Genomic DNA, 19,013 nt, shown 5'->3' on the forward strand with positions numbered 1-19,013 from the left:
CCGGGTCGGCTAAGGAAGGCTTCACCATCCCGAGGCAAGGTCCGGCGGGCATGAAACGGGGCGGCCAAGCCGCCCGCATCGGAGCGACGGACAAGCGCCATGGCCCTGCCCAACGCCCTCACGGCCAATCTCGAGACGGTGCAGCCCGAATACCGGGTGCCGCCGCACAACATCGACGCGGAGCAGGCCCTGCTCGGCGCGATCATGGTCAACAACGACGCCTATTACCGCGTCTCGGACTTCCTGCTGCCCGAGCACTTCATGGAGGCGGTGCACCGCCAGATCTTCGAGGTGTCGGTCTCGCTGATCAAGGCGGGCAAGCTCGCCACGCCGATCACGCTGAAGACCTATCTCGGCGACATCGACCTCGGCGGCGTCACGCCGATGCAGTACCTCGCCCGTCTCGCGGCCGAGGCGACCACCGTTATCAACGCGGGCGAGTACGGCCGCACCATCTACGATCTGGCGATCCGCCGCCGGCTCATCACCATCGGCGAGGATCTGGTCAACGGCGCCTTCGAGGCGCCCGTCGAGTCCCGGCCGCGCGACCAGATCGAGGCGACCGAGCGCCGGCTCTACGAACTCGCCGAATCCGGCAAGTACGACGGCGGCTTCCAGAAATTCTCCGACGCGCTGACCGCGGCCATCGACATGGCGGCGAAAGCCTACCAGCGCGACGGCAAGCTCTCGGGCATCTCCACGGGGCTCACCGACCTCGACGCCAAGATGGGCGGCCTGCAGCCCTCGGACCTCATCATCCTCGCGGGGCGCCCGGCCATGGGCAAGACCTCGCTCGTGACCAACATCGCCTTCAACATCGCCAAGGCCTATCGCGGCGAGAAGCAGCCCGACGGCACCATGCAGACCGTCAACGGCGGCATCGTCGGCTTCTTCTCCCTCGAAATGTCGGCCGAGCAATTGGCGACCCGTATCATCGCCGAGCAGTCCGGCGTGCCCTCCTACAAGATCCGCCGCGGCGACATCCGCCCGGAGGACTTCTACAAGATCACAGACGCCGCCCGGGACATGCAGACGATCCCGTTCTACATCGACCAGACCGGCGGCATCTCGATCGCCCAGCTCGCCGCCCGCGCCCGCCGCCTCAAGCGCCAGAAGGGCCTCGACCTGCTCATCATCGACTACCTTCAGCTTCTGTCAGGCTCCGGCAAGAAGAGCGACAACCGCGTGCAGGAGATGACCGAGATCACCACCGGCATGAAGGCTTTGGCCAAGGAGCTGGCGGTGCCGATCATCGGCCTGTCCCAGCTCTCGCGTCAGGTCGAGAACCGCGACGACAAGCGGCCCCAGCTCTCGGACCTGCGCGAATCCGGCTCGATCGAGCAGGACGCCGACGTGGTGATGTTCGTGTTCCGCGAGGAATACTACGTCGGCAACAAGAAGCCGCGCGAGGGCACGGAGGAGTTCTTCGCCTGGGAGGCAGAGATGCAGCGCGTCCACGGCAAGGCCGAGGTCATCCTCGGCAAGCAGCGCCACGGCCCGACCGGCACGGTGGAGCTGCAGTTCGACGCCAACATCACCCGGTTCTCGAACCTGGCGCAAAGCGACCGGATGCCCGAGCAGATGTGATATCGGTGGCCGGATCGACGGTCCGGTCCCGTCTCCGCCGGGGCTTTCCCCGCAGGAGTCTGTCATAGCGCCCGTAGAATCCTTCCCGGAAAACCCGACCACGGGCGATCCATTCCGCAGCGGCCACGGCGCTCGTCTGACGGTCGATCTCTCGGCCGTGGTGGCGAACTGGCGGGCGCTCGGCGCGTGCGCGCCGCAGGCCGAGTGCGGCGCCGTGGTGAAGGCGGACGCCTATGGCTGCGGCCTCGCGGCGGTCGCCCCGGCCCTATGGCGGGCGGGCTGCCGGACGTTCTTCGTGGCGCACCTCTCCGAGGGCATCGCCGCACGGAAGATCCTGCCGGAGGCGGCGCTCTACGTGCTCAACGGTCTGCCGCCCGGCCACGCGGAGGCGTTTCGCGCCCACCGCCTGCGCCCGGTCCTGGGGGACGCCCAGGAACTCGCCGAGTGGGCCGAGGCCACGCAAGGCGCGGGACCGGCCGCGCTCCACGTCGATACCGGCATGAACCGGCTCGGCCTCTCCGTCGCGGAGGCCCTGGCGCTGGCCGGCGATCCGGTGATCGCGCGCGCCGGCATCGACCTCGTGATAAGCCATCTCGTCAGCGCGGAATTGCCCGACGATCCGCTCAACGCGCGCCAAGCCGCCGATTTCGCCCGTGTGCGGGCGGCCTTTCCGCAGATGCGCGCCTCGCTTGCCAATTCCTCGGGCACCTGTCTCGCGAACGACGCCCGCCACGACCTGCTGCGGCCGGGCTATGCGCTCTTCGGCGGCAATCCGGATCCGGGCCAACCCAATCCGATGCGGCCGGTGGTGCGGCTGGAGGCGACGATCCTGCAGGTCCGTGACGTCGAGGCCGGCGCGACCTGCGGCTACAACGCCCGCTGGCAGGCCCCGGCCCCGCGCCGGCTGGCCACGCTCTCGCTCGGCTACGCCGACGGCTATCCCCGCTCCGCCAGCAACAGCGGCCACGCGCTGGTCGGCGGCGTGCCCTGCCCGATCGTCGGCCTGATCTCGATGGACCTCATCATCCTCGACGTCACCGACGCAACCCAGGCCCGGCGCGGCGGCACCGCCACGCTGATCGGCGACAGCCTCGACATCGACACGGTGGGGCAAGCCGCCGGCACCATCGGCTACGAGATCCTGACGAGCCTGGGTTCCCGTTATGTTCGCGACTATGTAGAGTGACCGATCTTTCCCACCCATTCCCCTCATCCTGAGGCGGCGGCGCGAAACGGCGCCCTCGAAGGAGGGCTCCAGGGATCGCGTGGCCGGCTGGAGCCCTCCTTCGAGGCGGCTTCGCAGCACCTCAGGATGAGGGGCCTGGGTGGGAGAGGTTCGACAGATCCCTGCCCTGAGCCGTCTCCCCATGGCAAAAATCCAACAGACCTTCGTCTGCCAGTCCTGCGGGGCGGTCTACAACCGCTGGCGCGGGCGCTGCGAGGCCTGCAACGGCTGGAACACGATCCAGGAGGAGGTCGCCTCCGCCGGGCCGCAATCGGGCCCGGCCGCGACCCGGCCCTCGCGGGCGCGGGGCCGCGTCTTCCCGCTCGAAGGCCTGACCGGCGAGGCCAAGGAGGCGCCGCGTACGCCCTCGGGCATCAACGAGCTCGACCGGGTCACCGGCGGCGGCTTCGTGCGCGGCTCGGTGATCCTGCTCGGCGGCGATCCCGGCATCGGCAAGTCGACCCTGCTGATGCAGGCCTCCGCCGCCATGGCCAAGAGTGGCGAGCGCGTCGCCTACATCTCCGGCGAGGAGGCGGTGGGGCAGGTGCGCCTGCGCGCCGAGCGCCTCGGGCTGGCCAAGTATCCGGTGGAGCTGGCGGCGCAAACGAATGTCGAGGACATCGTCGAGACGCTGTCGCAGGGCCACCCCCCCGCTCTCGTCATCATCGACTCGATCCAGACCATGTGGACCGAGACGGTGGAATCGGCGCCGGGCACCGTCACGCAGGTGCGCTCATCGGCCCAGGCGCTGATCCGTTTTGCCAAGACCACGGGCACGGCCGTCATCCTCGTCGGCCACGTCACCAAGGACGGGCAGATCGCGGGCCCCCGCGTGGTCGAGCACATGGTCGATGCGGTCGCCTCGTTCGAGGGCGACCAGGGCCACCATTTCCGCATCCTGCGGGCGGTCAAAAACCGGTTCGGGCCGACCGACGAGATCGGTGTGTTCGAGATGACCGATGCCGGCCTGTCCGAAGTCCCGAACCCCTCCGCCCTGTTCCTGGCCGGGCGCGACCACGCCGCGCCGGGCACCGCCGTCTTTGCCGGGATGGAGGGCACGCGCCCGCTGCTGGTCGAGATCCAGGCGCTCGTCGCCCCCTCCTCGCTCGGCATGCCGCGCCGCGCAGTGGTCGGCTGGGACCCCAACCGCCTGTCGATGGTGCTCGCCGTGCTGGAGGCCCATGGCGGCATCCGGCTCGGCGGCCACGACGTCTACCTCAACGTCGCCGGGGGCCTGCGCATCACCGAGCCCGCCGCGGATCTCGCGGTCGCCGCCGCCCTCGTCTCGTCGCTCTCGGGCGCGGCGCTTCCCTCCGACTCGGTCTATTTCGGCGAACTCGGCCTGTCGGGGGCGGTGCGGCCGGTCTCGCAGGCGCCGGCCCGGCTGAAGGAGGCGTTGAAGCTCGGCTTTGGCAAGGCGATCACCCCGCAAGGGCGCGGCGAGGCCGGAGACCGGGCGCTGCCGACGGATGCGCTGCGCCACATCGCCGACCTCGTCGCCGGCATCGCCTCGGGCGCACCGCGGAAGGGCGGGGGCCGCCCGCGGGCGGTGCGGTTCGAGGAGGAGATGTAGCGCGGCCCTACTCGGGCGCGGGCCGTGCGGCGAGATGCGGCCGCAGGATCGTCAGCATCCGCTCGGCCGAAGTGCCGGGCGGAAAGAAGCCGAGATAGGCGCCCGAGCGATCCATCAGGTAGGTGAAGGCGGAATGTTCGACGGCCCGGCCGCCCCCGGGGCGTGGGCTCGTCTCGTAATAGACCTTGTAGGCGTCGGCGGCCCGGCGAACCGCCGCCTCGCTGCCGGTCAAGCCGACCAGACGCGGATGGAAGTTCGGCAGGTACTCCGCCAGCAGCGCGGCGGTGTCGTGCTCGGGGTCGAGCGTGATGAAGAGCGGCTGGACGGCGTCACCGGCCTCGCCCAGCAGCGTGAGGGCCCGGCCGATCTCCATCAGGTCTGTGGGGCAGACATCCGGGCAGGCAGTGAAGCCGAAAGTGACGAGGAGGAGACGGCCGCGAAAATCGGCCTCCGTCCGGGGCCGTCCCGCCTGATCGATCAGCGCGAACGGGCCGCCGACCGGCTCGCGGTTCCACATCAGCACGTCCATCAGCTCGGCGGCCGAGCGGCGCGGCGGGGTCTCGCCGCAGGCGGGGACGGCGGCGAGCGCGCAGAGCAGACCGGCGGCGAATGTCCGGCTCACGCATCGTCCCGAAAGGTGGCCGCCGGCTTTCGGAAAAAGACGATGCCAGCACAAAAGGCGAGAGCATCGGCCTGGATCCGAGATCCGGGACGAGGGTCTACGCACTGAAGACGAGCCGGCTGCCGGTGGTCGGGACGATGACGTTCTCCGGCATCTGCGCCTGCGCCTCGAGGGCGAAGTTCAGGCCGCTGCAATGCATCGGCACGACGACGTCGGGCTGAAGTTTTTTGATCTCGGCCACGACCTGGGTCAGGTACTCCTTCGGCGCCGGTCCGAGATGGAAGCCGCCGACGATGGCGTGGACGCGTTCGATGCCGGAGACCTCCTGCGCCTGACGCACGGAGTTGACGATGCCGACATGGCCGCAGGACGAGATCACCACGAGGCCCTTGCCCTTCACGTTGAAGCAGGTGGCGTGCTCGTGGACGTGCTCGTCGGGGATGATCTTTCCCTGGAGTTCGGCGGGCGAATAGTGGGTGGCATCGCAGCCCAGCCCGTCGGTGATGCCGCGCTCGACGAAGGTGTTGGGCAGGATGCGCTCGATGGAGGCGCGCTTGATCTGCCCCGTGGTGAAGGCGTGGCCGGCGACCACGGTGGGCGTCTCGCAGAGCACGGTCGAGATTTTCTGCGCCGTCAGTTCGCGCCGGTCGAGCTGGCCGAAATCGGTGAACTGGCCGGGGACGCCGCTCGGGCTGTGGCGGTGGCAGAAATTGTCCTCGCCGCCGGCATAGAGCTTCAGGTCGGGCGCCAGCGCGCTCCTGTACTTGCCGAGGAACCCGGTCAGGCCGCCGTAATGGTCGTGGTGGCCATGGCTGACGATCAGCGCATCGATCTTGGTGGGATCGACCTTCAGGATCTCGATATTGTTGAGCAGGGCCTCGGGGCTGTAGCCGAAATCGAGCAGGATCGTGCTCGCCTCCTCCGCCCGCCAGGATTCGGCAAAGAGCGACAGGCCCCACTGATTGTGCAGCACCTTGCGGTAATCGGCCCCGCGCCCGTTGCCCGGCGGCTGATGCAGCACGCCCTGCACGGTCGCGGGCTTCAGGAACTGGTCGTGGGCCGAATCGATCAGGACGCGCAGGGACAGCTTATCGACCGTCGGCACCGCGATCGGCGCGGCATTCGCGATCTCGATACAGGAGAACCCGGCGGCAGCACCGGCCGCGAAGAGTGCGGAGCCCCGCAGGAAGCCACGCCTGTCGATCGTACCGGCCATAAACTCACCCCGTCCGGATCTTGAATACTTCTATTATAGCCAAGATTGCTTGGAAGATGTTTTCCTCTTTCGGAACAATCACAAAACATCTTTCGCGCGCCACCGTCGCGGCGAGGGATTTCGCTCTCACCAAGCCACCTTCCTTGGCGGATCGGATCTTCGGCCGGGACGTCCGATACCGGGAGGAACCCCCGCGCCCTGCCGCCGCGGGAATGCGGAAGGCTGCGCATGCGGCTCGGCGACGCTCGCACGGAGCGCCGGCGCGAAGGTGACGGCCGAGGTTCGCCGGGGTATATGGTTAAGGACCACAGCGGATGCGCGGCCCGGGGGAGCCGTCGTCGTCCGGGCAAGGCTGCCTCGTTCCGCCCCAGCGAACCATATCCTGCGATGCCGTTTTCCGTCCTCGACCTCGTGGTGCTCGGCATCGTGCTCGTCTCGGCGCTGCTCGCCGCCGTGCGCGGCGTGACCCGCGAGGTGCTCGCGATCATTGCCTGGGTGGCCGCCGCCGCGGTGGCGTGGTCGCTCCACCCGCTGCTCCTGCCCACCGTCAAGCAGCACATCTCCAGCGATACGGTGGCGCTGGTCGCCTCCATCGCCACGATCTTCCTCGCAACCCTGATTGTGGTCTCGCTGGTGACGGTGAAGATCTCCGACCTCGTGCTCGATTCGCGCATCGGCGCCGTCGATCGCTCGCTCGGCTTCCTGTTCGGGGCGGGCCGCGGCTTCCTGATCTGCGTGATCGGCTGGGTGTTCCTGGCCTGGCTCGTTCAAGGCAAGGTTCCGGACTGGGCGGCGCAAGCCAAGAGCCGGTCGCTGCTCGAAAGCTCGGGCGAGGCGCTGGTGGCGCAGTTACCCGACAATCCCGAGGGCTTCCTCAAGCAGTTCCGTAAGCCGAAGGGCGACGGGCCGGAGGAGCCGCCGCCGGAGACCGATCTCCCCGCCCAGCGCCGCAGCGAGGCCGGGCCCGAGCCGAAGCGCTGAGGAGAACCGCGCCTCAAATCCGAAATCTGCGTTGCACCTGCAATCCGGGCCGTTTCCGAAGCCGCTTGAGCGGCTTCGCGGCGCGAAGAGCGCCGCGCGTAGCGGGCTTTTCGGGGTGTAACCCCGGAAAGCGTCGAGCGGAGCGAAAGCCCAAGGAAGCGATGCAGTCCGCGGAGACGGGCGCCGGCGACTGAGGCCAGCAAAAAAACCAGGGCGATCGCTTGCAAGCGATTGCCCTGCGCCAGCAATGCAGCCGCATTGCGCGCGATATGTTGGAATCGGTCTTGGTTGCGACGCGATCCGCGCCTAGGTAACGGTTTCACGACGGTCCTGGCGTAACCCCTCGCGGCCGAGGTCGCGGGCGGCGCGCGTCTCCGGCCGTTTCCCGCCGTGCCGGATGCGAGGCCCGCGAGACCCGCGCGCCTCCAGGATTCGAGATCGACATGTCTGTTGTCAGCGCGAGCGCCGATGTCCGCAACCTGGACATCGACGGGGATACGCTTCGCGAGGAATGCGGCGTCTTCGGCATCTACGGGCACGACGACGCCTCGGCCATCACGGCGCTCGGCCTGCACGCCTTGCAGCATCGCGGCCAGGAGGCGGCCGGCATCGTCTCCTACGACGACGGCGTGTTCCACTCGGAGCGCCGCCAGGGCCTCGTCGGGGATTCTTTCTCCGACCGCGCCACGATCGAGCGGCTGGCCGGCCGCTCGGCCATCGGACACGTGCGCTACTCGACCACCGGCGGCACTATTCTTCGCAACGTCCAGCCGCTCTTCGCCGAACTCGCGGGCGGCGGGCTGGCGGTGGCGCATAACGGCAACCTCACCAACGCGCTGTCGATCCGCCGCGACCTCGTGCGCGACGGCGCCATCACGCAATCGACCTCGGACACCGAGGTGATCCTCCATCTCGCCGCCCGCTCGCGCAAACCGCGCATCGTCGAGCGCTTCATCGACGCGCTGCAGCAGATCCAGGGCGCCTACGCCATCGTCGCGCTGACCAACAAGAAGCTCATCGGCGCCCGCGACCCGCTCGGCATCCGCCCGCTGGTGCTCGGCGAACTCGACGGCCGCTACATCCTCGCCTCCGAATCCTGCGCGCTCGACATCATCGGCGCGCGCTTCATCCGCGATGTCGAGAACGGCGAAGTGGTGGTGATCTCGGAAGAGGGCGTCGAGTCGATCCGCTTTGCCGAAAAGCAGCCGATGCGCCCCTGCATCTTCGAGTACATCTACTTCGCCCGCCCCGACTCGGTGGTGAACGGCAAGAGCGTCTACGGGGTGCGCAAGGCCATCGGCCAGGAACTCGCCCGCGAGGCGGCCCCCGAGGCCGACGTGGTGATCCCGGTGCCGGATTCCGGCGTGCCGGCGGCGCTCGGCTTCGCGCAGGAAGCGGGCCTGCCCTTCGAGATGGGCATCATCCGCAACCACTATGTCGGGCGCACCTTCATCCAGCCGACCCAGACCGTGCGCGAACTCGGGGTGCGGATGAAGCACTCGGCCAACCGCGCCGCGGTCGAGGGCAAGCGCATCGTGCTCGTCGACGACAGCCTCGTGCGCGGCACCACCTCGGTGAAGATCGTGCGGATGATGCGCGATGCCGGCGCCCGCGAGGTGCATTTCCGCATCGCCTCGCCGCCGATCACGTACCCTGACTTCTACGGCATCGACACGCCCGAGCGCGAGAAGCTCTTGGCCGCCACCCACGACCTCGAGGGGATGCGCCAATATATCGGCGCCGATTCCCTGGCCTTCCTGTCGATCCCCGGCCTCTACCGGGCGATGGGGGAGGAGGCGCGCAACGCCGACTGCCCGCAATACACCGACCATTGCTTCACCGGCGACTACCCGACCGGCCTGACCGATCTGGCGATCGCCGGGCCCAAGCGCTTCGCCATGCTGGCCGAGGCGGACTAAAGTCGATGGCCGACAAGATCCTCGACGGTCGGGTGGCCGTCGTCACCGGCGCCTCCCGCGGCATCGGCCGCGCCGCCGCGCTGGCGCTGGCGAGCGCCGGCGCCCACGTCGTCGCGGTCGCCCGCACGCAGGGCGGCCTGGAGGAACTCGACGACGCGATCCGCTCCGCCGGCGGCCACGCGACGCTCGTGCCCCTCGATCTCACCGATTACGACGCCATCGACCGCCTGGGCGCGGCGCTCAACGAGCGCTGGGGCCGGCTCGACATCGTGGTCGGCAATGCCGGCATCCTCGGCAACCTGATGCCGGTCAGCCACGTCACGCCGAAGGTCTGGAATCAGGTGATGGCGATCAACGTCACCGCCAACTGGCGCCTGATCCGCTCGTTCGATCCGCTGCTGCAGCGCTCGGATGGGGGGCGCGCGATCTTCGTCTCCTCGGGCGCGGCCGCGAAATGCCGGGCCTATTGGGGGCCCTATTCCGTCTCGAAGGCGGCGCTGGAGGCGATGGTGCGCACCTACGCCGCCGAGAACGAGAGCACGCGGGTGCGCGCCATGCTGCTCAACCCCGGCCCGCTGCGCACGAGCATGCGCGCCGCAGCGATGCCGGGCGAGGACCCGGCGACGCTGAAGACCCCGGAGGAGCTGGCACCCCATTTCGTGCGCCTCGCCTCCCCCGCATGGAACGAGACGGGCAAACTCTACGATTTCCCCAGCGACCGGGTTCTCGCCTTCTCCGCCCCCCAGTAACGGGGTCCGGGGCCAAGGCCCCGGCGGGTTTACGGGCAGAGCCCGCTTTCTTTGTTTTCCAGGTTTTGCGCCATGATCGACGTCCGCTGCATCTGTGCCATCGGCCAGCGGGGCCAGCTCGGCCTCAACGGGCACCTTCCCTGGGAGGGCAACACCGATCCGCTCTTCGTCGAGGACGTGACGCGCTTCTTCGCCCTCACCATGGGCCACGTGCTGATCGCCGGCCCCAAGACCGTGGCCTCCGTGCCCGAATTCGCGTTCAAGGACCGCACCATCGACGTGATCCGCTCGCACGAGGATCCCGAGGCGGTGCTGAAGCGCTATCCCGGCCGGCGCATCTTCGTCGGCGGCGGCATCGCGGTCTGGAACGTCTACGCGAAATACATCCAGCACTGGGACGTCACCCGCCTCCCCTATGACGGCGAGGCCGACCGCTGGTTCGACCCGGCCTGGCTCGTCGGCGGGCCGCTGCGGAGCTGATTCCTATTTTTCACCCACGCGGCAGGCACCGCCTGCATCCGCGCTGCCGCATGGCGGTTCCAGCCGGCATTCGCTAAGGAGGCTCGGCCGACGCCGTGAGCGGCGACGGGCGAGCGCAGGGTATGATCGGATGAGCGGAACGGACATCGGAGCCGGCGACAGCGAAGCCACCGCCGATTTCGGCTACGAGCGCGTGCGGCTTTCCGAGAAGCAGGCCAAGGTGGACGACGTGTTCCGCTCGGTCGCGCGCCGCTACGACCTGATGAACGACCTGATGTCGGGCGGGCTGCACCGGGTCTGGAAATCGCACCTGATCTCGATGCTGCGCCCGTCGCGCACCCGGCCCTACCAGCATCTCGATGTCGCCGGCGGCACCGGCGACATCGCCTTCCGCACCCTCAAGGCGGGCGGTCCCGAGACCCACGTCACCGTGCTCGACATCAACGAGGCGATGCTGCGGGTCGGCGCCGAGCGGGCGGGCCATAAGTACGACGGTCGCATCGATTTCGTCACCGGCAATGCCGAGACGCTGCCCCTGCCGTCGAACCATTTCGACAGCTACACCATCGCCTTCGGCATCAGGAACGTGCCGCGCATCGACGTGGCCCTGCGCGAGGCGCACCGGGTGCTCAAGCCCGGCGGGCGCTTCCTCTGCCTGGAATTTTCGCGGGTCGACCTGCCGGTGCTGGAGAAGATCTACGACGCCTACTCCTTCCACGTGATCCCGCGCATCGGCGAGCGGGTGGCGGGCGACCGCGAATCCTACCAGTACCTCGTCGAGTCGATCCGCAAGTTCCCCTCCCCCGACAGCTTCGCCCGGATGATCGAGACGGCGGGTTTCAGCCATGTCAGCCATCGCCGGCTCTCGGGTGGAATCGTCGCGATCCATTCCGGCTGGAAGATTTCTTGATTTCTTTCCGATCGCGATCGCTGACGGGCACCTCGGCAGGGCCGGGCCCCGCGGCGCAGGGCATGCTTAGAGCATCGTCCCGGATATCGGATCCGGGACGATGCTCTAAGCTCCTGTTTCTGCATCGTCTTTTTCCGAAAGCCGGAGGCCACCTTTCGGGACGATGCTCTAGCGTCGGTGATCCGGTGCGATCCCTCTTCGAGCAAATGCCTGTCAGGGTTCGATGATGCTCGGCGCCGTCTTCTACCTCGCCCGCGGCGCCCATGTCGGCTTCGTGCTCGCCCGTGAGGGCGGGCTGGCGCTGATCGATGCGGCGCAATTGCCGCCGCATCTGCGGCTCGCGCTCAAGCTCGGCCGCTCGCTGGAGCGGCGCGGCATCGCGGAGGCCCCCGGCGCGAGCCCGCTGGAGCGGGCGCTGACCCGGCTCGGTCCCTCCTACGTCAAGTTCGGCCAGTTCCTGGCGACCCGCCCCGACATCGTCGGCATGGCCGCCGCGCGCGATCTGGAGCGACTTCAGGATCGGGTTCCGCCCTTCCCGCAGGGGGTGGCGCTGCGCGTCGTCGAGCAGGAACTCGGCAAGCCGGTCCCGGCGCTGTTCACCGCCTTCAGCGAGCCGGTCGCCGCGGCGTCCATCGCCCAGGTCCACAAGGCGACGGTGCTCGATGCCGACGGCACGCAGCGCACGCTCGCGGTCAAGGTGATGCGGCCCGGCGTGCGCGAGCGCTTCGCGCGCGACATCCAGGCGATGCGGTTCATGGCCCGCATCGTCAACGCGCTCCTGCCCGATGCCGAGCGGCTGCGTCCGCGGGAGGTGGTCGAGATCCTGGCCCGCTCCGTCACCATGGAGATGGACCTTCGCCTCGAAGCGGCGGCGATGTCGGAACTCGCACAGAACACCGCGGGCGACGCGGATTTCCGCACGCCGCGCCCCGAATGGGCCCTGACCTCGCGGGACGTGCTGACGAGCGAGTGGATCGACGGCGTGCGCCTCAACGACCGCCCCGGCATCGTCGCGGCGGGCCACGACCCGAAGGCGCTCGGCCGCACGGTGATCCAGTCCTTCCTACGACAGGCGATCCGCGACGGCTTCTTCCACGCCGACATGCATCCGGGGAACCTGTTCGTCGATCCGCAGGGGCGGCTCGTCGCGGTCGATTTCGGCATCATGGGCCGGCTCGGCCACGCCGAGCGGCGCTTCCTCGCCGAGATCCTGCTCGGCTTCATCACCCGCGATTATCGCCGCGTCGCCCAGGTGCATTTCGAGGCGGGCTACGTGCCGCGCCACCATTCGGTGGATGATTTCGCGCAGGCCATCCGGGCGATCGGCGAGCCGATCCACCAGCGCCGGGCCGACGAGATCTCGATGGCCAAGGTGCTCACGCTCTTGTTCGACGTGACCGCCCTGTTCGACATGAGCACCCGCACCGAGCTGGTGATGCTGCAGAAGACCATGGTGGTGGTGGAGGGCGTCGCCCGCTCGCTCGATCCGCAGCTCGACATGTGGACCGGCGCCGAACCGGTCGTGCGCTCCTGGATCACCCGCCATCTCGGCCCCGTCGGCCGGATCGAGGGCGGCGCCCGCGCGGCGCTGACGCTCGCCGAGGTCGTCTCCGACATCCCCGACATCGCCCAGCGCATCCGCCGCATCATGATCCGCCTCGACGAGGAGGGCTCGCGCGACGTCCAGGTGATGGAGCGGATCGCCCGCTTGGAACGGCGACGGGCGATCTGGTCGACCCTGGCCCTGTGGGGGATCGCGGTGGGAGCGCTGGTGCTCGCCTTTCGGTAAGAGGCCTTCTCGCACCTTGACGCGCGCCCCACGATTCCCCGTTCTGCCCTCATGTCTTCTCCGTCTCCAAAACCGCTTGCCGGCCGCCGCATCCTCCTGATCGTCGGCGGCGGCATCGCCGCCTACAAGGCGCTCGACCTGATCCGGCGCCTTCGCGAGCGCGGGGCGCAGGTGCGTCCGCTGCTGACCGACTCGGCCCAAGAGTTCGTCACGCCGCTGGCCGCCGCCGCGCTGGCCGGGGAGCGGACCCATACCGACCTGTTCGACCGGGAGAGCGAGGCCGATATCGGCCATATCAAGCTCGCCCGCGACGCCGACGCCATCGTGGTGGCGCCGGCCACCGCCAACCTGATGGCGCGGATGGCGACCGGCCACGCGCCGGACCTCGCCTCGACGGTGCTGCTCGCCACCACCCTGCCGATCCTGATCGCCCCGGCCATGAACGTGCGGATGTGGCAGCATCCGGCGACACAGCGGAACCTCGCGACCTTGAAGGCCGACGGCGTCGCGGTGATCGGCCCCAATGAGGGCGCCATGGCCGAGGCCGAGTTCGGCCCCGGGCGCCTGGCCGCGCCGCACGAGATCGCCGACGCGCTCGAAGCCCTGCTGGCGCAACGCTCGGGGGGCGCCGGCATCGGGTTCCTGGCGGGCCATGAAATCCCAAAAAAGCCGCTGGCGGGGCGGCACGTGCTCGTCACCTCGGGGCCGACCCACGAGCCGATCGATCCGGTGCGCTACCTCGCCAACCGCTCCTCGGGGCGGCAGGGCCACGCGGTCGCCGCCGCCGCGGCCGAGGCCGGCGCCCGCGTCACCCTGGTCTCGGGGCCGGTGGCGATCCCCGATCCGGCGGGCGTCACCGTGGTGCGGGTCGAGAGCGCCCGCGAGATGCTCGCCGCGGTCGAGGCGGCCCTGCCCGCCGATCTCGCGATCTTCGCCGCCGCGGTCGGCGACTGGCGCCCGGCCGAGACCCGGGCGGGCAAGATCAAGAAGGACGGCAGCACGCCCGCCCCCCTGCAGCTCGTCGAGAATCCGGACATCCTCGCCACCATCGCCGGCCGGAGCGAAGGGCGCCCGCCCCTCGTCGTAGGCTTTGCCGCCGAGACCGACGACGTGATCGTGAACGCGCAGAAGAAGATCGCGCGGAAGGGCTGCGACTGGATCGTGGCCAACGACGTCTCGGCGGAGGGCGGGGTCATGGGCGGCACCGAGAACACCGTCCACCTCGTCGCCCGCGACGGCGGCGTCGGGAGCCGTGTCGAGACTTGGCCGAAGCTCGGCAAGGAGGAGGTCGCACGGCGGCTGGTGGCGCGGTTTGCGGAATTGCTCGCGGCGAAGTCCACCTGAACATCTCCGGCCCCTCGGAGCGTATTCGCGGTTCGGCAGGAGCCTATGCGGCCGTTGCCCGGCATGCAAAACGCGGCCGTCCGGCGAGCGGAAATGTTCCCGCGCAAAAGACCTATAAGTTTTCTTCTGCTCAGCTTGCCCTCTTCGGCTCCGTGCCCAGATCTTCCCTCCACGTCATTCACAGCGACAGGAGCGACATCATGGCCAAGGCCGACCGGCACAGCATGGGCCCCGGCGCGCAGGGCAAGGGCGACGGCAGCGGCGCCATGACCGATCTGCCCGAGGGCATCCTCGGCGAGAACGAGGTGCTGAGCAACCGCGACAAGTCCCGGCACACCGACCAGCGCGGCCTCGACAGCCGCCACGTCCAGACCGAGCAGTACCACGACCATGTCGGCGCCCGCCAAGGCGGAGGCCGCACCGGCGAGGAAGAGGCCAATTCGAGCGGCCCGGCCGGGCCGATGACGAACACCTCGGGCGACGCCAGCAGCCTACGCGCAAAGCAGCGGGGCTGAGCCCCTGCACCGAGGGGAGGGCGGGGTAGCGCGCCCGGCCCTCCCTGGCCGGCGGCCGCGGCTCAGATCGCGCGCAGGAACAGGGCGGTCGCGGCGGCGCGGCGGATGAAGGCGTTGCGTGCGTAGATCCAGGTCGGACCGCTCTGGATCACGTTGCGGCTCAAGGCCCGCTTGAAATCGAAGACGCCGCGGTTGCCGGCCGGATCGACACCGCCGAAATCGAAGCGGCTGGCGCCCTCCTGCCGGGCGCGCTCGATGATCCGCCAGACGGCGAGGGTGGCGGCACCGGTCGATCGTGCCCGCTCGTCCGAGGCCGTGAAGAAATCGGTCCACACGGCCCGCGCGGTGTGGACGATGCGCACCAGGATCGGTTCTCCGCCCTGGCGGATTTCGAGGAAGAGCAGGTGCGGATCGGACGCCGCGAGGTCGCGATAGGCGGCCGTGTCGAGGCCGCTCGAGAAGCCCTTGCGCTGCTGGAGGGCGGCATACATCCGCACGAAGGTGTCGAAGGCCCGCAGCCGCTCGTCCCGGTCCGTCAGGAAGACAGCGGTGAGATCGGGCTGTCCCGTCGCCTTGTTGACCTCGCGCCGCCAGCGCCGGTCGGCCGCGGCCAGGATCGCGTCCGTGTCCGGTGTCAGGTCGAGTTCGATCGTGTGATCCATCGCCGTCACGACGGGCACGAAGCCGTGCGACAGCAGGGCGGTGACCCCCTCCGGATCCTGAGGCCGGTAGCTCTTCACCGCGAGCAGGTCCGCCGGGCGCAGGGCGAGATGGCCGATGAAGGCGGCGAGCACCGCTTCAGCCCGGAACTGCCCGCGGGCGGTGAGGACCGCCCCCCCCTGCACGAGGATCCGGCGCACGGGGCCGGTGCGGCGCTCCTGGTACTGGATGTAGGCGAGATCCGCGCCGTTGTCGTTCAGGGCGACCTGCCGGACGGTCCAGCCGAGCCGGCTCTTGTACTGGCCCCAGCTCCGGGACGCGTAGAGGTTGGCGGCCGGCTGCTGCCAGAGGATCTCATCCCAATCCTCGGCCCCCGAACGGTCGATGACCGCGACCTGAGCTGTCATGAACCGCCCTCTCCTGTCCGCTCGCTCTCCCCGCCAGCCGGACGACGTCTCTCGAGCGCGTGCCCGACGTCTCGATCAGGCTTGCGCGATCAGGCTTGGCGGTATCGTGCTCCGATGCGCAACGCCATCGCAAGCGAATGTATCCGCTCGCCGGAGCCCCTTGCGTAGTCTGCGCCGGCCGCGACAGGCGCATGACGCTGCGGCCAGGAAACCGGTTGATGAAACGGCTTCATGAAACGGCTTGCGGCCGGAGGAGACGGGCGGCTTGATGCGGAGCGCGGGTGAGATCGCACCATCGCTGCAAGTGGCTGTGAAGACGCCGCGCCGGGGAGGATCGTCATGGCGGATGAGAGCGAATCGGCGGGCGCGCGGGCGGAACGGCTGGCGCGGTTCCAGCCGGCCTCGGGGATGCTGACACCACGCTTCTCGGGGCTGGCGAGCTTTATGCGGCTGCCGGTGCTCGATCCCGTCGAGGCGGTGGGAGACGGGGCCGGCGAAGGGGCTGGCGAAGGGACTGGCGAAGGGACTGGCGAAGGGACTGGACTGGTCGAGATCGGCCTGATCGGCATCCCCTTCGACGGCACCACCACCAACCGCCCCGGTGCCCGGCTCGGGCCGCGGGCCGTGCGCGAGGCCTCCACCGGTACGCGGGCGCTCAACCACGCCACGGGGGTGGCGCCCTACGCCCTGGCGGCCTGCGCCGATCTCGGCGACGTGCCGGTCAACCCGGTGGACGCCGCCGAGACCGCCCGGCGGATCGAGGCGTTCTACCGGCCGCTCGCCGAGGCCGGGATCGTGCCGCTCACGGTCAGCGGCACGATTCCCTGAAAATCGGGAAAAGCGCTTTAAAACCAATGCTTTTTCTGCCGGACAATATGCCGTACAATGGCCTCGAACAACACTGCCGGACAATGGGCGGACGATGGTCGGGCGACCCGGAAAATATCTGTTCAAACGACAGGGAAGTGCGTTTTGGCACCTCCGGCTGGTGATGCCTGCCAGCGACGGCGCGAAGCCGCGGAAGATTGAGCGCTCGTTGGGCACGACCGATCGCGCGCTGGCGGAGATCGCGGCGGCGGAGGAGATCAAGGCGCACAAGGTATTCCTCCACTTGGTGCGCATGAAAAGCCGCGGCGGAATGTCGGCGGTTGAACGATACCAGTTCGCCCCCGGCCGGATGCACGACACCCCAGACGGGCGGGTGCTGGCGACGACCGAATCCCTGACATTCCTCGACGCAGCGGGGGAAATCATCCGCATCGAGCCGAACACCGTGCGACGCGGTGTGGAGTTGAGCTTCACCCACGCGGAGGCGGCGGACATCGACGCGCTGGCGGGACGCCCCCCGATGCCCAGAGTGGTGAAGCCCTCCCCTCCCCCGGCCGAGAAAAAGCCTGCGGATAAAGAACGGGCGATCTTGGAAGAGTATCTGGCGCTGGAACCCCGTGGGCGGGATTACGAAAAAGAATCCCGCGTCGCCTGGGACGACTTCAAAAAATTTGTCGATGGGCGGAGCATGGCCGAATGCACCCGCGCCGATGGCCGGGCCTACGTGACGCACCTTCGCGAAACCACCAATTGGAAAACGGCGACGATCCAGAAGAGGATCATGTATCTTCGCGGCCCCCTGACGCATTGGGCCGAAAATGGCGGCCCTCAGACAAATCCGTTTTTCAATGTGGTAGACAAGAAAAAGGACAACCTGAAACGCCTTCCGTTGACGGAGGCCGATATGAAGCTGTGTCGCAACAATCTCCTGCCACGGCTCAAGGCGAATGAACGCCTTCTCTGGCTCATGTGCGCGACCACGGGGATGCGACATTCCGAATGCTTCGCCGCGACGGAAGAATTTGAGGAAAACGGCATCCGTTACATCATCATCGGCCAAAAGACTGAGACATCGGAGCGGCGGGTGCCCCTGCCGACTGCCCTGCTCCCGCACCTTCCCGCCCGGATCACCGGACCGCTTTTCGACAACGACATTCGGAACGTGTCCAAAAACTTGCTCTACTCGATGCGGCGAACCGGCATCACCGATCCGCGCAAGGTCGTCTACAGCCTGCGCCACCGCGCCCACGATCGGCTTCGCGCCGCCGGGTGCCCGCTCGATGTCCAGCATCAGATCGTCGGGCATGAGACGGAGACCGTGCACGCGAGCTACGGCCGGGGATACCCTGTCGCCGTCTTGAAGCGCTGGATTGATAAGATCGGCTACTGACGATGACCCGCGACGCCACCATCGAGCACCTGCTTAAAGCGGCTGAGGAAATGGTTCGCCAAGGCCAGCATGAAGAGGCGTTGGCGCTGCTCGAACGGATTTGTGAGATGATGGGCGTGACCATCCACTGACAGCGCTGGTCGGGCTAACCGGTTGGTAGGATTCTCCGGTTGGTATGATGGTATGCCAACCGAAACCCCGACCATGGCCCGCGCCAGACGCACCGATCGCGACGGGAAGTCGCTCGTTCAAGCGCATATCGCGAAAGAACTCCACAAGCGGCTGAAGCACCTCGCGATCGACCGTGAAACGACGGTTGAAGCGATCTTGGAACAGGCGATCGAAGCGTTCCTCGAACAGGAATCGGCGGACGTGGAGCGGGATCACCTGATCCAGACAGCGGCCCGCGCCGCCCTCGACGGGCTCGCCGATCGGCGCTGGGGGATCGATGACTTCGACCGGAATGCCGGGATCGATCCGAGCGAGGGTATCCACACGGATGAGACGATGGCGGAACTCGCCGCGCGCGAGGCGGGGCAGGATTGGCTCCGCCTGAAGCAGCGCCGAGCCCTCGACGCCCTGGGCTACCTCATCGCGACGCGCGGGCTCACGGTGGGTCTGTACAAGCGCGACGGCAAGCTCGATGGCCGGTACGTCGCAGGCTTCCCCGGCGACAGCAATTTCGAATTGTACACGATGACGCGCGATGAACTCGATGGGATACGGATCGATCTCCGCCGCACGAAGGCGCGGCTCCCGGAGCTTCACCCATCGTTGAAGGAAACGACGGAGATTGATCCGGCGGACGCGGCTTGACC

17 protein-coding genes and 1 pseudogene are annotated in these 19,013 nt (G+C 68.5%); 15 read left to right on the forward strand and 3 right to left on the reverse strand.

What is annotated here, in order from left to right:
- Window positions 1-99 precede the first annotated feature (99 nt).
- The 3 genes from M2437_RS13130 (at window position 100) to radA (ending at window position 4,385) form a co-directional block, all read left to right on the forward strand.
- On the forward strand, window positions 100-1,587 hold the full coding sequence (locus M2437_RS13130) for a replicative DNA helicase (RefSeq protein ID WP_004446275.1): 1,488 nt from the start codon (window positions 100-102) through the stop codon (window positions 1,585-1,587).
- Window positions 1,588-1,651: 64 nt separating this feature from the next.
- Window positions 1,652-2,773 carry an alanine racemase gene (gene alr / locus M2437_RS13135; RefSeq protein ID WP_309247852.1) on the forward strand — a complete coding sequence of 374 codons (1,122 nt, stop codon included), beginning with the start codon at window positions 1,652-1,654 and terminating at the stop codon, window positions 2,771-2,773.
- Between the two features lie 181 nt (window positions 2,774-2,954).
- The gene (gene radA, locus M2437_RS13140; protein WP_015952197.1) at window positions 2,955-4,385 is read left to right on the forward strand and encodes a DNA repair protein RadA; all 1,431 of its coding nucleotides are present in this window, start codon (window positions 2,955-2,957) and stop codon (window positions 4,383-4,385) included.
- A gap of 7 nt (window positions 4,386-4,392) precedes the next feature.
- On the opposite strand, the gene M2437_RS13145 is transcribed toward radA, so the two are convergent.
- On the reverse strand, window positions 4,393-5,007 hold the full coding sequence (locus M2437_RS13145) for an SCO family protein (RefSeq protein WP_253387650.1): 615 nt from the start codon (window positions 5,005-5,007) through the stop codon (window positions 4,393-4,395).
- 97 nt (window positions 5,008-5,104) lie between these two features.
- A complete protein-coding gene (locus tag M2437_RS13150; protein ID WP_253387651.1) occupies window positions 5,105-6,223 on the reverse strand; it encodes an MBL fold metallo-hydrolase in 1,119 nt (372 codons plus the stop codon).
- A gap of 387 nt (window positions 6,224-6,610) precedes the next feature.
- Here M2437_RS13150 and M2437_RS13155 point away from each other — a divergent pair, with 387 nt between their 5' ends.
- The 8 genes from M2437_RS13155 to M2437_RS13190 all read left to right on the forward strand — a co-directional run bounded on the left by M2437_RS13155 (window position 6,611) and on the right by M2437_RS13190 (window position 14,910).
- Window positions 6,611-7,204, forward strand: a complete 594-nt coding sequence (locus tag M2437_RS13155; protein WP_004446265.1) for a CvpA family protein — start codon at window positions 6,611-6,613, stop codon at window positions 7,202-7,204.
- Between the two features lie 443 nt (window positions 7,205-7,647).
- Window positions 7,648-9,123 (forward strand): amidophosphoribosyltransferase, encoded by a 1,476-nt coding sequence (purF, locus tag M2437_RS13160; RefSeq protein ID WP_004446262.1) that lies wholly within the window; start codon window positions 7,648-7,650, stop codon window positions 9,121-9,123.
- Window positions 9,124-9,128: 5 nt separating this feature from the next.
- Window positions 9,129-9,872: an SDR family NAD(P)-dependent oxidoreductase gene (locus M2437_RS13165; RefSeq protein ID WP_253387652.1), complete on the forward strand. Its 744-nt coding sequence runs from the start codon at window positions 9,129-9,131 to the stop codon at window positions 9,870-9,872.
- Window positions 9,873-9,944: 72 nt separating this feature from the next.
- The gene (locus M2437_RS13170) at window positions 9,945-10,352 is read left to right on the forward strand and encodes a dihydrofolate reductase (RefSeq protein ID WP_003606487.1); all 408 of its coding nucleotides are present in this window, start codon (window positions 9,945-9,947) and stop codon (window positions 10,350-10,352) included.
- A gap of 130 nt (window positions 10,353-10,482) precedes the next feature.
- Entirely contained in the window at window positions 10,483-11,262 is a 780-nt protein-coding gene (gene ubiE / locus M2437_RS13175; protein ID WP_253387653.1) for a bifunctional demethylmenaquinone methyltransferase/2-methoxy-6-polyprenyl-1,4-benzoquinol methylase UbiE, read from the forward strand.
- A 226-nt stretch (window positions 11,263-11,488) separates the two neighbouring features.
- Window positions 11,489-13,051: a 2-polyprenylphenol 6-hydroxylase gene (ubiB, locus tag M2437_RS13180; RefSeq protein WP_253387654.1), complete on the forward strand. Its 1,563-nt coding sequence runs from the start codon at window positions 11,489-11,491 to the stop codon at window positions 13,049-13,051.
- A gap of 51 nt (window positions 13,052-13,102) precedes the next feature.
- Window positions 13,103-14,395, forward strand: a complete 1,293-nt coding sequence (gene coaBC / locus M2437_RS13185) for a bifunctional phosphopantothenoylcysteine decarboxylase/phosphopantothenate--cysteine ligase CoaBC (RefSeq protein WP_253387655.1) — start codon at window positions 13,103-13,105, stop codon at window positions 14,393-14,395.
- Window positions 14,396-14,595: 200 nt separating this feature from the next.
- On the forward strand, window positions 14,596-14,910 hold the full coding sequence (locus M2437_RS13190) for a hypothetical protein (RefSeq protein WP_003606831.1): 315 nt from the start codon (window positions 14,596-14,598) through the stop codon (window positions 14,908-14,910).
- A gap of 62 nt (window positions 14,911-14,972) precedes the next feature.
- Here M2437_RS13190 and M2437_RS13195 read toward each other — a convergent pair whose 3' ends face one another.
- Window positions 14,973-15,977: a lipid II:glycine glycyltransferase FemX gene (locus M2437_RS13195; protein ID WP_253387656.1), complete on the reverse strand. Its 1,005-nt coding sequence runs from the start codon at window positions 15,975-15,977 to the stop codon at window positions 14,973-14,975.
- A 339-nt stretch (window positions 15,978-16,316) separates the two neighbouring features.
- Between M2437_RS13195 and M2437_RS13200 the strand changes: the two are divergent.
- The 4 genes and pseudogenes from M2437_RS13200 to M2437_RS13215 all read left to right on the forward strand — a co-directional run.
- Window positions 16,317-16,793: pseudogene (locus M2437_RS13200) on the forward strand (arginase family protein); the annotation flags it as partial.
- Between the two features lie 106 nt (window positions 16,794-16,899).
- Window positions 16,900-18,195 (forward strand): tyrosine-type recombinase/integrase, encoded by a 1,296-nt coding sequence (locus M2437_RS13205; protein ID WP_253387658.1) that lies wholly within the window; start codon window positions 16,900-16,902, stop codon window positions 18,193-18,195.
- A gap of 2 nt (window positions 18,196-18,197) precedes the next feature.
- Window positions 18,198-18,326, forward strand: coding sequence for a hypothetical protein (locus M2437_RS13210; RefSeq protein ID WP_277570300.1), 129 nt, complete (start codon window positions 18,198-18,200; stop codon window positions 18,324-18,326).
- A gap of 73 nt (window positions 18,327-18,399) precedes the next feature.
- Window positions 18,400-19,011: a ribbon-helix-helix domain-containing protein gene (locus M2437_RS13215; protein ID WP_253387659.1), complete on the forward strand. Its 612-nt coding sequence runs from the start codon at window positions 18,400-18,402 to the stop codon at window positions 19,009-19,011.
- The last annotated feature ends 2 nt before the right edge of the window (window positions 19,012-19,013 follow it).

Origin of the sequence: Methylorubrum pseudosasae (assembly GCF_029504475.1) — a bacterium.
Lineage (GTDB): Bacteria > Pseudomonadota > Alphaproteobacteria > Rhizobiales > Beijerinckiaceae > Methylobacterium > Methylobacterium extorquens.

Coding starts and splice junctions, on each gene's coding strand:
- M2437_RS13130 (WP_004446275.1), top strand. CDS start 100: ATGGCCCTGCCCAACGCCCTCACGGCCAATCTCGAGACGGTGCAGCCC.
- radA (WP_015952197.1), top strand. CDS start 2,955: ATGGCAAAAATCCAACAGACCTTCGTCTGCCAGTCCTGCGGGGCGGTC.
- M2437_RS13150 (WP_253387651.1), bottom strand. CDS start 6,223: ATGGCCGGTACGATCGACAGGCGTGGCTTCCTGCGGGGCTCCGCACTC.
- M2437_RS13155 (WP_004446265.1), top strand. CDS start 6,611: ATGCCGTTTTCCGTCCTCGACCTCGTGGTGCTCGGCATCGTGCTCGTC.
- purF (WP_004446262.1), top strand. CDS start 7,648: ATGTCTGTTGTCAGCGCGAGCGCCGATGTCCGCAACCTGGACATCGAC.
- M2437_RS13165 (WP_253387652.1), top strand. CDS start 9,129: ATGGCCGACAAGATCCTCGACGGTCGGGTGGCCGTCGTCACCGGCGCC.
- M2437_RS13170 (WP_003606487.1), top strand. CDS start 9,945: ATGATCGACGTCCGCTGCATCTGTGCCATCGGCCAGCGGGGCCAGCTC.
- ubiE (WP_253387653.1), top strand. CDS start 10,483: ATGAGCGGAACGGACATCGGAGCCGGCGACAGCGAAGCCACCGCCGAT.
- ubiB (WP_253387654.1), top strand. CDS start 11,489: ATGCTCGGCGCCGTCTTCTACCTCGCCCGCGGCGCCCATGTCGGCTTC.
- coaBC (WP_253387655.1), top strand. CDS start 13,103: ATGTCTTCTCCGTCTCCAAAACCGCTTGCCGGCCGCCGCATCCTCCTG.
- M2437_RS13190 (WP_003606831.1), top strand. CDS start 14,596: ATGGCCAAGGCCGACCGGCACAGCATGGGCCCCGGCGCGCAGGGCAAG.
- M2437_RS13195 (WP_253387656.1), bottom strand. CDS start 15,977: ATGACAGCTCAGGTCGCGGTCATCGACCGTTCGGGGGCCGAGGATTGG.
- M2437_RS13205 (WP_253387658.1), top strand. CDS start 16,900: ATGGTCGGGCGACCCGGAAAATATCTGTTCAAACGACAGGGAAGTGCG.
- M2437_RS13210 (WP_277570300.1), top strand. CDS start 18,198: ATGACCCGCGACGCCACCATCGAGCACCTGCTTAAAGCGGCTGAGGAA.
- M2437_RS13215 (WP_253387659.1), top strand. CDS start 18,400: ATGGCCCGCGCCAGACGCACCGATCGCGACGGGAAGTCGCTCGTTCAA.